General features: G+C 71.3%; 14 protein-coding genes and 2 pseudogenes. 5 read left to right on the top strand and 11 right to left on the bottom strand.

Annotated elements, in window-relative coordinates; genetic code table 11:
- Positions 1 to 149: pseudogene (locus C1I95_RS36335) on the top strand (acyl-CoA desaturase); the annotation flags it as partial.
- A 23-nt stretch (positions 150 to 172) separates the two neighbouring features.
- On the opposite strand, the gene C1I95_RS11775 reads toward C1I95_RS36335, so the two are convergent.
- The gene (locus tag C1I95_RS11775) at positions 173 to 1,420 is read right to left on the bottom strand and encodes a low temperature requirement protein A (RefSeq protein ID WP_158566376.1); all 1,248 of its coding nucleotides are present in this window, start codon (positions 1,418 to 1,420) and stop codon (positions 173 to 175) included.
- A gap of 469 nt (positions 1,421 to 1,889) precedes the next feature.
- Here C1I95_RS11775 and C1I95_RS11770 point away from each other — a divergent pair, with 469 nt between their 5' ends.
- The 4 genes from C1I95_RS11770 (at position 1,890) to C1I95_RS11755 (ending at position 4,008) form a co-directional block, all read left to right on the top strand.
- The gene (locus tag C1I95_RS11770; RefSeq protein WP_233513583.1) at positions 1,890 to 2,177 is read left to right on the top strand and encodes an alpha/beta hydrolase; all 288 of its coding nucleotides are present in this window, start codon (positions 1,890 to 1,892) and stop codon (positions 2,175 to 2,177) included.
- Between the two features lie 120 nt (positions 2,178 to 2,297).
- Entirely contained in the window at positions 2,298 to 2,429 is a 132-nt protein-coding gene (locus tag C1I95_RS36900; protein ID WP_267900694.1) for a hypothetical protein, read from the top strand.
- On the top strand, positions 2,426 to 3,382 hold the full coding sequence (locus C1I95_RS11760) for an RNA polymerase subunit sigma-70 (RefSeq protein ID WP_111213837.1): 957 nt from the start codon (positions 2,426 to 2,428) through the stop codon (positions 3,380 to 3,382). Before C1I95_RS36900 ends, C1I95_RS11760 begins: the two co-directional genes overlap by 4 nt.
- Positions 3,383 to 3,444: 62 nt before the next feature.
- Positions 3,445 to 4,008 carry a dihydrofolate reductase family protein gene (locus C1I95_RS11755; RefSeq protein ID WP_111213836.1) on the top strand — a complete coding sequence of 188 codons (564 nt, stop codon included), beginning with the start codon at positions 3,445 to 3,447 and terminating at the stop codon, positions 4,006 to 4,008.
- Between the two features lie 108 nt (positions 4,009 to 4,116).
- On the opposite strand, the gene C1I95_RS11750 is transcribed toward C1I95_RS11755, so the two are convergent.
- From C1I95_RS11750 to C1I95_RS11705, 10 genes and pseudogenes are all read right to left on the bottom strand, one after another.
- The gene (locus C1I95_RS11750) at positions 4,117 to 4,827 is read right to left on the bottom strand and encodes a hypothetical protein (protein WP_199523712.1); all 711 of its coding nucleotides are present in this window, start codon (positions 4,825 to 4,827) and stop codon (positions 4,117 to 4,119) included.
- A gap of 121 nt (positions 4,828 to 4,948) precedes the next feature.
- A complete protein-coding gene (locus tag C1I95_RS11745) occupies positions 4,949 to 5,596 on the bottom strand; it encodes a response regulator (protein ID WP_233513581.1) in 648 nt (215 codons plus the stop codon).
- Positions 5,596 to 6,888 carry an ankyrin repeat domain-containing protein gene (locus C1I95_RS11740; RefSeq protein WP_111213835.1) on the bottom strand — a complete coding sequence of 431 codons (1,293 nt, stop codon included), beginning with the start codon at positions 6,886 to 6,888 and terminating at the stop codon, positions 5,596 to 5,598. The genes C1I95_RS11745 and C1I95_RS11740 overlap by 1 nt, the downstream gene beginning before the upstream one ends.
- Entirely contained in the window at positions 6,876 to 7,154 is a 279-nt protein-coding gene (locus C1I95_RS11735; protein WP_158566375.1) for a phosphopantetheine-binding protein, read from the bottom strand. The genes C1I95_RS11740 and C1I95_RS11735 overlap by 13 nt, the downstream gene beginning before the upstream one ends.
- Complete coding sequence (locus C1I95_RS11730; RefSeq protein ID WP_199523711.1) at positions 7,151 to 8,119, bottom strand: aspartyl/asparaginyl beta-hydroxylase domain-containing protein; 969 nt, start codon at positions 8,117 to 8,119, stop codon at positions 7,151 to 7,153. Before C1I95_RS11730 ends, C1I95_RS11735 begins: the two co-directional genes overlap by 4 nt.
- Complete coding sequence (locus C1I95_RS11725; RefSeq protein WP_111213834.1) at positions 8,116 to 9,270, bottom strand: DegT/DnrJ/EryC1/StrS family aminotransferase; 1,155 nt, start codon at positions 9,268 to 9,270, stop codon at positions 8,116 to 8,118. The genes C1I95_RS11730 and C1I95_RS11725 overlap by 4 nt, the downstream gene beginning before the upstream one ends.
- Positions 9,267 to 10,442, bottom strand: a complete 1,176-nt coding sequence (locus tag C1I95_RS11720; protein WP_111213833.1) for a glycosyltransferase family 9 protein — start codon at positions 10,440 to 10,442, stop codon at positions 9,267 to 9,269. Before C1I95_RS11720 ends, C1I95_RS11725 begins: the two co-directional genes overlap by 4 nt.
- Positions 10,443 to 10,902: 460 nt before the next feature.
- Positions 10,903 to 11,103: pseudogene (locus tag C1I95_RS35780) on the bottom strand (MbtH family protein); the annotation flags it as partial.
- A gap of 12 nt (positions 11,104 to 11,115) precedes the next feature.
- On the bottom strand, positions 11,116 to 12,429 hold the full coding sequence (locus C1I95_RS11710) for an amino acid adenylation domain-containing protein (protein ID WP_111213831.1): 1,314 nt from the start codon (positions 12,427 to 12,429) through the stop codon (positions 11,116 to 11,118).
- Positions 12,426 to 13,460: a TauD/TfdA family dioxygenase gene (locus C1I95_RS11705; protein ID WP_199523710.1), complete on the bottom strand. Its 1,035-nt coding sequence runs from the start codon at positions 13,458 to 13,460 to the stop codon at positions 12,426 to 12,428. The genes C1I95_RS11710 and C1I95_RS11705 overlap by 4 nt, the downstream gene beginning before the upstream one ends.
- Positions 13,461 to 13,486: the final 26 nt, after the last annotated feature.

The following is a 13,486-nucleotide window of genomic DNA, read 5'->3' as shown; positions in this document are numbered from 1 at the left end:
ACGCCGACCCAACAGGAGCCCGCCACGGAGTCCTACGCGGCCAACTCGACCCCGCCGCCCGACTCATCTGGATCTTCGAGAAGCTCCGACTGGCCCACGACGTGCGCTGGCCAGTGCCCGAACGGCTGGACGCGAAGCGCGCGCGTTAATGGCCGTTTGGTTCGCGAATCGCTTACTTGGGTGGCGATGGGGCCTCCAGTGGTTTCCCCCGGGCTTGTACGGCGTCGGCGGCGGCGATCCCGGTGAGGACCAGCGCGGCGGTGAGGGACACCAGCACCGGTGGTAGGAGGAGCATCAGCGGGGCGGCGAGGACGAGGATGAGGACCCCGACCACCCGCGGCCGGGAGACCCGGGCGAACACCACGTACTCGAAGTGGGCCCGTCCGGCGACGAACAGGGCGGGGCCACCGAGGATGACCACCACCCAGGCCGGCATCGTGTAACCGAGCGGGTGCGGGATGACCAGTTCATAACCGACGGCAGTGATGATGGTGCCGAGAATCATGATCCAGTGGGCGAAGGCCGCCACTCGGCCGAGGTGACTCGGATTATTCGATGCGGCGAGCGCGTCGGCGAGGATCTGCCCGGCCCGGTAGAAGTAGACCCGCCAGAGCAGGACGGTGGTGGCGAAACCGATCACGAACGCGGCTGTCGATTCGACGTCGTACAGGCCGCCGGTGTAGGCGAGGGCGAGGGCCAGGACGGACTCGCCGAGGGCGATCAGAAGGAACTGCCGGTACCGGTCCGCCAGGTGCCCGCCGGCGGCGGCCCACACGGTGGCTCGTCGCGCGCCGAGCTTCGGCACGGGCCACCCGAGCCGTGCCGCCAGGAATTCCAAGGCCGCGGCGGCAACCCACAGCACCACCCGGGTCTGGTCGTGGGTGAGCGCGCCGGCGATCCATAGGATGCCCGTCAGGCTGAACCAGACGAGTTGCCGCGTCACGTTGTCCTGCAGTTCGTGGCCGCGCAGCATGATCTCGAAGACGACGTACCGGCCGACCTGCATGACGACGTACGGCACGGCGAAGGCCAGACCGCCGCCGTGGAACGCGGTGGGCAGCGCGGCCGACATGATCAGGACTCCGAGCATGGTCGCGATGGTCACGGCCTGCACCGGCAGCCGGCGCGGGTCGAGCCTGGCCGTCGTCCACGCGGCCACGGTCCATGCCGAGGTCAACGGATACAGCAGCAGTAACGTCTTGCCCACCGCGGGGAGAGCGAACCACTGGTCGGCGACGCCGGGACGGGCCAGTTGCTCGGTGATCCGCAGGGCGATCCGTTGGATGACGAAGACGAAGGCCAGGTCGAAGAACAGCTCCAGGAACGTCGCCTGCTGCGGGCTAGAGGGCGTCCGGAGCAGGCCGGAGCGCCCACCTGCCATCATCGTCAACCCCGCCTCGCTGACCTGCCACCCAGCCACCCTGCCATGCCGCCCCATCGGCGCGGGCGTGATCGCGGGGATCCCGCTCTCGGGTGGTGTTGGGCCTGGGCCGGTCCGTTGACGGCTGAGTTCGAGGTCGGGTTCATGTGGCGGTAGCGTGACCGCATGATCGACCCAGCACGGCCGCGGGCAACGGGCGCCGCAGCCACGAACGGGCCGAACTGCACCGAGGTCGCACCGGGACGCACCGCCGTGGTGATACCCGGCGGACGCAACGGCCCGTACGCGCCGCTGCTGATGTTCTCGGCGGACGCGGCGGAGGCTCGCGGCGCCCAGATCCGGCCGATCTCCTGGACCCGCCGCGAAGACCCTGTCGACCTGACCCCGGGCGAGCGCGAAGCCTGGGTGTCCTCCCAGGTCGAACCCGTCCTCGACGAACTCGGCGACGCCCGGCCCGGACGTTCGCCCCCTGCTGATCGGCAAGTCCCTGGGCAGCCACGCCGCCCTGATGGCGATGCAGCGAACGCTGCCGGCAGTCTGGCTCACTCCGCTGCTCACCGCCGATCCGGTGGTGGCAGCGCTCCGCCAGGCAACCGCGCCGTGCCTACTCGTCGGCGGCACCGCCGACCCGTTCTGGGACGGTCCGCTCGCACGCCAACTCTCGGCACACGTGCTCGAAGTCGAGGGCGCCAACCACGGCATGTACGTACCCGGGCCGCTGGCCTCCTCCGCTTCGGTGCTCGGCCAGGTCGCCACGGCCGTTGAGGAGTTCCTCGACGGCGTGCTCTGGCCCTAGAAACTGGGACACGGCCAGCAGTCGCACGCAATGACCTGGCGAGAGGTCAGCGCCGGGCAGGTCGGGATGGTCGCGCGGCATCTGATGCGTCGCGGTGCCGGCCCGGATACCGTCGGGCGAATGACCGTCCGTCTGCGTACCGCGAACGATCTCGACATGCCCGCCGTCGGCGCCGCGCACCGTTCCCGGGCCTCGGCCTACACCGCACCGCTGACCCACCAGGTGCGGTACGCCCGGGCGGCCACCCGGTGACCGACTTCGCCGAACGCGCCGAGCGGCACCGGGGCGAGTTGCGGGTGCACTGCTACCGCATGCTCGGCTCGTTCGACGAGGCGGAGGACCTGGTCCAGGAGGTGTTCCTGCGGGCGTGGCGCGGGCGGGACGGCTTCGAGGGCCGTTCCTCGTTGCGCGCCTGGCTGTACCGGATCGCCACCAACGCCTGCCTGGACTTTCTCGACGGCCGGAACCGCCGGACCCTGCCCGACCAGGCCGATTCGCCGGACGGCCCGTGGTTGCAGCCGTTCCCCGGTCACCTGTGGGAGCCGGTGGCGCCGAGCGCCGACGACCCGGAGGCCGCGGTGGTCGCGAAGGAAACTCTGGAGCTGGCGTTCCTGGCGGCCATCCAGCACCTGCCGCCGAGGCAGCGTGCCGCGACCATCCTGTGCGACGTGCTGGGCTGGCCGGCCCGCCAGACGGCCGAGGCCCTCGACGGCAGTGTCGCCTCGGTCAACAGCGCCCTGCAACGGGCCAGAGCCACCCTGCGTACCCACCTGCCGCCCGGCCGGTCGGACTGGGCCCCGTCAGCCCCGCCCACCGACGAGGACCGCCGGATCCTGCGCCGCTACATGTCCGCGGTCGAGCGCGGCGACCTGACCGAGGTCGCCGAGCTGCTGGCGCGGGACGTGCGGGCGACGATGCCGCCGTACCCGGAATGGTTCGACGACCGCGACGGCGTGCTGGCAGCGCTGGCGACGAGCTGGGACGCCGGCTCACCCGACTACATCGGAACGCTACGCATGCTGCCGACGAGCGCCAACGGCCAGTTGGCCGCAGCGACGTACCGGTGTCCGCCGGGCGGGCAGGCGTACGAGCCGTTCGGCATCGGCGTGCTGCGGGTCCGCGACGGCCGGATAACCGAGATCGTCGCGTTCCACGAGCCGGCGCTGTTCCCGTCGTTCAACCTCCCACCCACCCTGGACCGATGAGGTTCGGCGGTGGATGCCGTCTCAATATCGGACGAGGCAATCAGCCGGCAGAGGAGACCGCAGTGAACGACATCGAACCGCAGACCGCGAACGGCAAGGTGCTCTGGCACTTCACCATGTCCCTGGACGGGTTCGTGGCCGGGCCGAACCACGAGATGGACTGGATGATGACCGGCATCTCGCCCCAGCCGGGCCTGATCGAGGAGTACGTCCGGACCACCGGCGCGATCCTGGGCGGCCGGCGCGGCTGGGACCACTTCCCGGATCCGAGCACCGTCTACGGCGGCGCCTGGACCGGACCCATCTTTGTGCTCACCCACCACCCGGAGGACGCCAAGCCCGCCGACGGCGTCACGTTCCTGGACTGCGACCTGGCCGAGGCGGTGCGGATCGCGCTGGCCGCGGCCGGCGGCAAGAACGTCGAGGTGCTGTCGCCGACGATCGGTGGGCAGCTTCTCGAACGCGGCCTGCTCGACGAGATCAACCTGCACATCGCGCCCGTGCTGCTCGGCGACGGCATCCGGCTGCTGGACCTCCCCGGTGGCCGGCCGCACTACCTCCACCGGGTCGGTGCCGGCGACCCCACCGCCGAGCTGACCGTGCGGTACCGGCCGGTCAGGCCGTGACCGCGAACGTCATCACGGCGACGGCGAGCGCACCCGGCAGGGCGCCGATCGCCCGACCCCCGGCCGCATCTGTCGCGCCGAGCAGCCATCGGGACACACGTCACCGGATCAGGATCGAGGGGCTGTCGCTCGGAGGGCCCGAGCCGCCCACCGCCCTCGGATTCGGCCGGGCTTGACACCGGGGTCGGCCGGGTCGGACGGGCCATCGGAGCGCTCCGGAGCGAGTCCGCCAGCCATGAGACGCGCCCCCAGGTAGAGGAACGGCAGGAGCAGCAGCACGTCCGCGACGTGCGCGACCAGCGGATCACGTGGGATGCGGCTGATCGGGAACATCACCGCGCCGAGGCAGATCAGCAGGCCGACCGGAACAGGTACCGCGCGGATCCGGGCCAGCACGGCGCCGAGTGCGAACAGGCTGAACGGAAACAGCGGGCCGGCAAGCCAGAACACCAGATTCCCGGCGACCGGGTACGCCTCGAGCAGCCGGACAGCCTCCCCGTGCGCCACCCCGAACAGCTCTTCGTCCATGCCCTGCACGCCGAAGGCCACTCCGCCCACCGTCCCGTACACGGCGAGGGGCAGGCCGATGGCGGTGTACCGGGGCACGCGTCCCTCCAGTGCCCGGAACACCGCGATCAGGCCGACCAACCAGGCCGCCACGGAGATCACCGTGAACGGAGCGGCCGCGATTCCCTGCGTGCCGTCCCGCCAGAAGAAGGTGCCCACGACCTGTAGAGCCGGCCCGAGCATCAGTCCGATCCCACCGATGTGTCGCACCAGTGCGGGCAGCTCACGTTGAGATTGGGGATAGGTAGTCATGCAACCCACGCTAGGGTCGGGCGGGGGCTCCTCCATCCACCCGACGCAGGTCCGGCCGTACCGCAGACGCGGTACGCCAGATGTGGTGGCGGCACAGCGGGTGGGATGCGAGTACGTGGGCTCACATCAGCGGCGGGAGACCGGCCAGGCCACATTGGTAGGCGAAGACCACCAGCTGCGCGCGGTCACGCGCACCGAGCTTGGCCATCGCACGGTTCACGTGGGTCTTCGCCGTCGCCGGGCTCATCCTCAACCGTCCGCCGATTTCCTGATTGGACAGCCCTGCGGCGACGAGGGTGACCACTTCGCGTTCGCGTGGGGTGAGCCCGGCCAGCCGCTCGGGTGCCAGCTCGGGGCCACCGAGCCGGTTCACGAACGCGGCGATCAGCCGCCGGGTCACGGTGGGCGCGAGCATCGCGTCCCCACGGGCCACGGTGCGTACCGCCTGCCGCAGGTCGTCCGGCTCGGTGTCCTTCAACAGGAATCCGCTCGCGCCCGCGTGTAACGCCGTGAAGACATACTCGTCCAACTCGAAGGTGGTCAGCATCAACACCCGCACCCCCGGCAACCGTTCGTCGGCCAGGATGCGCCGGGTCGCGGTCAGCCCGTCGGTGCCCGGCATCCGCACGTCCATCAGCACCACGTCCGGGCGGTGGGCGCGGGTCAACGCGATCGCCTCGTCCCCGTCGGCCGCCTCGCCGACCACCGCGATCGTTCGGTCCGCGGCGGTCCGGACCAGGGCGGTGAGATCCGCTGAATGGTCGGCCACTACCGGGCCTCCCAGCGGCGCAGCAGGGCCGCGATCCGCGGCCGGCGCAGTTCGACCGCCCAGTCCAACGGTGTGGCGTGGAACCTGTCATCGCGGGCGGCAGGATCCGCACCGGCGTGCAGCAGCGTCTCGGCCAGGGCGGGATCGTCACGTTCCACGGCGACATGCAACAGCTTCTTGCCGCTCGACGGCCGCCGGGCGTGCACCAGCTGCGGATCCCGGTGCAGCAGTTGCCGTGCCTCGTCGTGCCAGCCGAGTACCCAGAACCACAGCAGATCGGGTTCCGCGCCGTGTGTGACCAGCCAGCGCGCCACGCCCGCCTGACCGGCGTCGGCGGCCAGCCGCAGCGGGGTCATTCCATTGGCAAGCGGCCTGTTGAGCAGATCGGTGCCGGGACGCATCGTCGCGAGGTCATCAAGGTTGCCCTCGCCGATCGCCTCGGCCAGCGCGATCTGCTGCGCGGACGGCCGGCTGGCCAGCAGATGCCGAGCGGCCCACCAGGTCTGGCCGAAGCCCAGGGGCCGGAAGCCGAACATCCGGTAGAGCGCGGCGGACTCGGCGGCCGCGTTGGCCACGACGTAGCGGCAGCCGAGATCAAGCAGGAACCGGAGCAGCCATGCGATCCGGTCCAGGCCGGGGCCGGGTGTCCGGCTGGCCGGCACGATGAGCAGATCGTGCAGACCGACCACACCTCCACCCTCGTCGTTGCCGCTGGCACAGATCGACACCTGGCCGATCGGTCGTCCCTCCTGCCACATCACCACATGCCAGACCCGACGAGGCTGCGTCTGGATCATCGCCTGACGGATCCGCCAGGAGTCCGGGTGGTAGCAGAGCAGCTCGGGAACGCTCCAGTCGTCGAACCGGTCGGGCACCGACATCGTGACGGCGGCGTCGAGCTCGGCACGTGTCGGAGGCGGCTCGACGCCGGCAAGGTCGAGCAGCATCCAGCGTGGTCGTCCGCCCTGCCGCAGCCCCCGCGCCGCCAGCCACGACCCGAGTCGCGCGTCGTACGGCTCAGACATGGCCCAGAAGCTGAGCAGGTCGACATCGCTGGTGCGGCAGTCCTCGACGATGTCGTGGACCCGTGCCCGCAGGTCCGCGCCGCCGGGGTCGGTGACGGCGACGGTGACCTCTCTCGCCGGTTGCGAGGTTACCGCCCGGATCAGCCCCGCCTCGGCGACGATCTTCCCGCCGCCGGCGACGGCGATCTGGCGCAGCCATTCGACGTGGTTGTCGACGCAGGCCCGCAACAGCTCCGGCTGCGTGGCGTCGCGGGTCAGGAATCGCATCGGTCACCGTCCCCGGCGTCGGCGAGCGCCGCCCGCACCCAGCTGACCATCGCACGAATGGTGCGGGTTTCCAGGATCGCCCGTACGGACACGTCCAGGTCGAGATCCTCACCGACCCGGGCGATGATCCGTACCGCGTGCAGTGAGCTGCCTCCGAGGGCGAAGAAGTCCGCGTCGTCGGCGAGGTGCGGGGTGTCGAAGACCTCCTGCCAGGCCGCCCGGACCACGGCCGCCACGTCGGGCGGTGACACCTGTGCTGCGGTCACGGTTCCTGCCCTGGTGCGGCGGATCCCGGATACGCGAACGAGAGGGTACGGCCCCGTCGCTCCACCGCGCTGGCCCCGGTCTCGCTGAGGTAGCGGCGGACGAGGGCCTCGGTGCCGGGTGCCGGCCGCATCACCACCCCGCGTTCGTCGGTCTCGACCCGATCGAGGTCGTGTTCGGCCAGGAACGCGGCGATCTGCTCGGCAGTGGTCGCTCGCCGGGCAAGTGTCCGGGCTCGCCCGGCCGGGCTCAGGCCCGGATACATGACGTCGAGCAGCAGGACCAGCCGCGGCTCGGTGCCGGTGTGCCAGACCTCGTGTTCGAACGAGTCGTCGAAGACGATGCAGCGGCCCTCCTGCCAGGTCAGCCGCTCGTTGCCGACCCGGATCACCGGTCCGGGCGGGGTGCGCAGGCCGAGGTGCACCCGCAGTTGGGCGTTGGTCCGCCCGCAGTGCGGCAACACGTGGCTGCCGGGCTCCAGCCAGGACAGGGTCGCCACGCCGGGGCCGAACGTGGTCGCCTCCGGGATCTGCGCCAACGCGGCGGCGGTCGCCGGGAACAGCGCGCAGGCCTGTTCCTGACGCCGTCCGGCCTCGTACAGCACCACCTGCTCCCAGCGTCCGGAACCCAGCAACGGCTCGTCGACCGGGGCGAAGCCGGTGCGTCCGTCGGCCATCACCGACTCGACCTCGGCCGAGATCGCTGGATAGCTGGCTTCGAGGTGGGCGACGAACCAGAAGTCGTCCGGATCGTAGACCGGCCGGCCACTGCCGTCGGGCAGGTAGTCGACCGGGCGCTGCAGCGGGTCCGCCCACACGCCCTGCCCAACCGCGAGTTCTGCTGTCGCCCGGACCAGATCGGGTCGATCCTCGCGGAGCATGGCGTCGATCAGCGCCGCGTAGCGGCGACGCAGTTCCATCGTGATCTGCGGGTCGGCCGTCGTCGCCATCTCGTTGACCTCCCTCACGCCGGCCTCGGCGCGCTGATGGCGCGCATCGCAGCGCGGACGTTGTCGATGACCTTCCGCACGGCGTGATCGTCCAGCCCCTGGTGCAGCGGCAGGCACAGGGTCTCCCGGGCGGCCTGCTCCGCGCCGGCCAGCCGGGGTCCTCGGTAGCCGTACGCCGCCACGGTGTGCAGCGGAAGGTAGCGGAACGTGGTGTAGATGCCGGCGTCGTACAGCCGTCGCGCCACCTCGTCACGGGCACCCGCAGGCAGCCCGATCCAGTAGAAGGTGTACGACGTGCGGTGCCCGGCGGGCAGCGCGGGTGGACGCCGCAGGAACCCGAGATTGGCGAACTGTGCGTCGTACTCCTCGGCGACGGCACGTCGCCGGCTGATGAAGGCGGGCAGCCTGCGTAGTTGGACAAGTCCGATCGCGGCGCAGATGTCGTTGGTGATGGACCGGCGGCTGAACGAATCCACCTCGAACTCCCACCAGCGGGTCGCGTCGCCGCCGGCCTGGGTGAAGCCCGCGGTCTGCCGCATCCCGAGGTAGGTTGTCGTGCCGACCTGCCGGGCCAGCGCCGGATCGCGCAGCCACATCATTCCGCCGTCGCCGGTGACCAGTGTCTTCATGGCGTCGAAGCTCCACACGCCGATGTCCCCGAAGGTGCCGCAGGCCCGGCCGGCGACGGATGACGCGACCGCGCACGCGGCATCCTCGACCAGAAACAGTCCACGCTCGCGGCACAGCCGGGAGATGGCGACGATGTCGCCGGGGTAGCCGCCGTAGTGCAGCACGAGCACGCCCACCGTCCGCGCCGTCAGGGCGGCGTCGACGTGCCCGACGGTCGGATTGAGGGTCGTGGGGTCGACGTCGCAGAAGACCGGGGTGGCACCCCGGGCGGCGATGGCGTTGGCCGCCCCGACGAAACTGACGCTCGGCAGCACGACCTCGTCACCGGGGCCCACCCCGAGCACCTCCATGGCCACGAACAGTGCCTCGGTACACGAGTTCACCGATCGGACCTCGTCGGCGGGCACGCCGAGATGGTCGGCGAACGCCGCCTCGAAGGTCTCCGTACGCCGTCCCCGGCCCAGCCAGCCGCTGGCGAACACCTCACGGACAGCGGCGACCTCCTCGTCGCCGAGGGTCGGCTGGAACACGTTGATCATGACAGGCTCCTGATCCTGCCGCCCGCCGCCACCTGCCCAGGTAGGCGGGCCCGCACCGATTGGTACACCTCGTCGACGGAGATGTCGCTCAGGCATCGGGGATAGGGGCCGTCCACCCCCGCGTACGGGTAGTGGCAGGCATGGGCGCAGGGCATCGTCGTGGTGCCGGCGCCGCGCGGCAGGTTCCTGATCGTCTGGCACGGGTGGCGGTGGTTGACGCCGTGATGCCGGGGGTAGATGCGGGTCCACAGGAACTCGGTCGGGGTGGGCCCGTAGAGGACCACCGTCTGACGTCGCAGCGCGGCGGCGAGATGGGCCGGAGCCGAATCACTACCGACGAGGACGTCCACGCTGTCCAACATGGTGGCCAGGGTGTTCAGCGTCGCCCCGGCGACCACCCGTACCCGGGTCGCCGGTCCCACCTGACCGATGCGGGTACGGAGCAGGTCCAACTCGTCCGCCTCGTCGGCGTCACCCACCAGCAGGATCGTGCCGACCGTCCCGGCCAGCCGCCGGGCCAGCTCGACGTAGCGGTTCTGCGGCCATCGGCGGTTCCAGTGTCGGGCCCCGCCCGGGTGCAACCCGACGACCGGACCGGGTGTGGGGGGCACCGGCTCCGGTCGGAACGGCAGCGGCGGGAGCACGTCGGCCGGCCCGGTCAGCGCGACACCCAGCGTCGCCGCGAGCCCCCGCGCGTAGTCGTACAGGTCCGGCTGGCCGAACACGGGACGGGGCAGGCGGATGACGTCGGTCAGGCCGGCGCTGCCGGTGTAGCCGACCGCGAACCCCAGCCGCCGGGCGACGCCGGCCTGCTCGGCGGCGCTGCCGCCCAGGGTCCGGCTGTCGGGATCCACCACGCACAGGTCGTAGGCGCCAGCCCGCAGCCGCCCCAGGAACTCCTCGGTCGAGGCCACGCTCGTGTCGTCGTGCGCGGGACAGATCATGACGTGGTCGGCGTACGTGTGGTGGGCGAGGAACTCGGCGAACCGGCCGGCGGCGGCACTGGGCAGCACGAAGGTGACCGTCGCGTCGGGATACGCCCGGCGAAGCAGGTGCAGCAGGATGTTGCGGTGCAGCAGGTCACCGAGGCCGGGTTCCCAGAGCTGGGCGAGCAGGCAGACCCGCCGTACGGCCGGTTCCGTACGGCGCGCCTCGCCCACCTGGTGGCTCATCCCGGCGCCTCGCCGCGCGCCGCCCGAGAGTCGGGCAGGGCCGGCCCGCGCCGGAAGACCCGCCGACGCTGTCGCCTCATGCGGCCGGCTCGCCGACGACGAGACGGCCCGTGCCGCTCATGGTGGCCAGATCCACGTCCGCGATGCAGCGCACCGGCACGAAGTCGAGGGTGAGGTCGCCGGCCAGGTGGACCGGGCCGGTGGCGGTGTCGAAGTCCGCGCCGTCGACGCTGCTGGCCGTGGCGTCGATCCGCACGCCCAGCTCCGTGCCGCCCCGGGTGTTGGTGAAGCGGATGAAGACATATCCGCGCTCGATCGCCTCGCGCAGCGCCGGGCCGGTCCGTTCGGGTCGGATGACGACCTCCACCGGGTGGTCGCCTCGGGACAGCCGGTCGACGAGTGGTTCCTCGTCGTCCAGCGGCTCGGCCTCCTCGGTGACCGGCTCGTTCGCCATGCGTTCCATGTACTGCCGCAGGCTCAGCGGACGCATGTCGGTCCACACCTGATCGATGTGGGCCAGGCAGTCGGCTTTCGGTCCGACGGTGCCCTCGTCCCGCCAACCCGGCGGCAGGTCCCGATCGGCGGGCCAGATCGAGTACTGCTCCTCGTGGTTGAGCACCACCCGGTAGACCTCGACCGGGTCGTCGCTGTCGTCGGACATCGTGTGTTCCTCTCAGTCGGCGGGCAGGTCGGCAAGGCGGATGCTCGGCTGTGCGGTCACCTGGTCGATCTGGCGGTCGAGCCCCCGCACGAGCGCGTCCACCCGATCCGGCGGGAACCGGGCCGGATCGGCGCGCACCAGGAGTGCCTCACCGTCGCGGTGTTCGGCCAGTTCCAACTCGATGGCGGCTCGTCCCGGGTCGGCGCCGGCGCCGCGCAGGGCAAGATCCGACTCTCGGAAGAGTTCGATTGACAGTCCGTGTCGCGCCAGAGTCCGTTCGCCTCGGGTGGTGTCGCTGGTGGGGGGTGTCCGGCAGTAGTTGATCAGAACTTCCCCTGGCAGTTCTCCGGGCGCCCGTTCGGTCGCGAACCGGCGCAGCGCGCCGTATGGGACGTACCGGACCACCGAGTCGAGCAGGCCGGCGTGCACCCTTCGGACGAGGTCCTGGAAGGTCATCGTGGTCAGGTCGGTGGTGTCGACAGCGAACACCAGTCGGTCGGTGAACGGCCCGATCACGGGGCCAAGGCCGGCGTAGTCACGCAGGTCGAACGTGGTCTGGAAGACGGGTCGCCGGGCGGGCTCGGTGTGCTGCCCCCACCAGGTCAGCAGCGCCACGATGGCGAGCGGGCCGGCGTTGCCGGCGTGCGCGCTGACCTGGCACAGCCGCTGCCAGCGGGATCGGGTCATGCTCAGCTGCGCCTGGTGCCGCGCTCGCACCGCCGGCCCGTCGACGGGCCGCGGCCACCGGTCCAGCTGCCGTGACCACCAGGCGATCCGCCCGCCGTGCTGACCGGCGAGTTCGGCGCAGGCCGCCGCGGCCTGGGTGAACGTCGGATACTCGTCCGGGCGGAACCGGCCGAGGTAGTGCTGCATGACCGCACCGAGGAGCAGGTAAAGCGACCGCAGGTCGACCAGGAGAGGATGGCCGCTCACCGCCAGCACGACCTCGGCGGGAGCGGTACGGACCACGCTGACCACCACCGACGGCGCGCTGTGCTGGCCCGCGGAGCGTCGATGGTTGTCCAGCACGTCGAGGCAGGTGCCGTCGCCGTCCACCGTGGTCTGTTGCACCCGGGGGCTCGCCGGTTGCACGACGGGCGCCTCGCCCGGTTCGGTCACGAATCCGGCTCGCAGCACGTCGATGGTGGCGACGACCTGTCGTGCCGACGCGGCGAGCCGGGTGTCGTCGACCGTGCCAGTGAGCCGCAGCGCCCTGGTGTGCGCGGGGCACGGCCCGAGGTCATGCCGACAGCGCCACAGCTCGCGCTGGGTGGCGGTCATCGGCAGCACCACGGGATGCCGCCCGGCGCTGGCCACCTGACTCATCGGTCGTCACCTCCGGCGTCTGCCGTCGCCGGCGGCGATGCGGCCGACGGATTCGGTAGCGCACCGAGGTCGTGGCAGTGGCGCCCGGCCATGCTCACCACGATCCGCCGAGGCCCAGTGAACGGCTCCCGCCCGTGCGCGACCAGCAGGTTATCGACCACGAGGACATCACCGGGACGCCAGGCGACCGCCACCGCCTCGGCGTCGTACGCGGCACGGATCTCCGCGACCAGGTCGGCGGGGATGGGCGTGCCGTCGCCGTACGTGACGTTGAGCGGCACCCCGTCCGGACCGAGTTGCGCGGTCAACGCGTCGGACAGCGAACGGTCCAGAGCCGAGACGTGGAACAGGTTGACGTGGTTGAACCACACCTCCTGCCGGTGGTGCGGATGGCGCAGCAACGCCGGACGCACCTGGGCGGTACGCAGCCCGCCGGCACCGCGCCAATGCAGATCGATCGCCTCCTCCCGGCAGTACGCCTCGACCTGGTCCCGGTTCGCCGTGCCGAACGCCTCCGGCCAGGACAGGCCGGCCCCGTCACCGAAGCTGCGCAGGTAACGCACGCCGCGGTCGCGGAAACCCGCCACGGCGGCCGGTGCCAGGCGGGCGAGGACCCGACGGCAGTCGGCGACCGGGGTGGCACCACCCGAGTGCGGCGCATCGAGGCAGCAGAACACCAACCGGGTGGGAAAGCAACGCTGGTAGGCGTTCTCGTTGTGCAGAGGGATGCGCTGGTCCGGCGGATACTCGGTCGAGGTGTAGACACCGGGGGTCAGTTCGCTGCGCGGCGTGGTCCGTTCCCGGTAGGGCAGGGCGGCACCGCCCACGGCTGTCGCCACCCGACTGAACGTGACCAGGTCGACGGCGAACCCGGTGAACAGGACGGCGCCGTGCCGGGCCAGCCAACCGTCAACGACGCCGGGGTGCTCGTCGACCCATCCGGCGAGGTCCACCTCCTCGATCGGGTGCACCTCGTACGGGAAGTCGAGCGCGCCGGTGGACTGCACCCAGTGGGCCGTCGCGGCACTCACCGGCCTGCGACGGCCGCCACGAAAGC

Source organism: Micromonospora craterilacus (assembly GCF_003236315.1).
In the GTDB taxonomy this organism is placed as follows: Bacteria; Actinomycetota; Actinomycetes; order Mycobacteriales; family Micromonosporaceae; genus Micromonospora; species Micromonospora craterilacus.
Note: the sequence above shows the minus strand (reverse complement) of the source record. Positions and strands in the feature narration are given on the sequence as shown.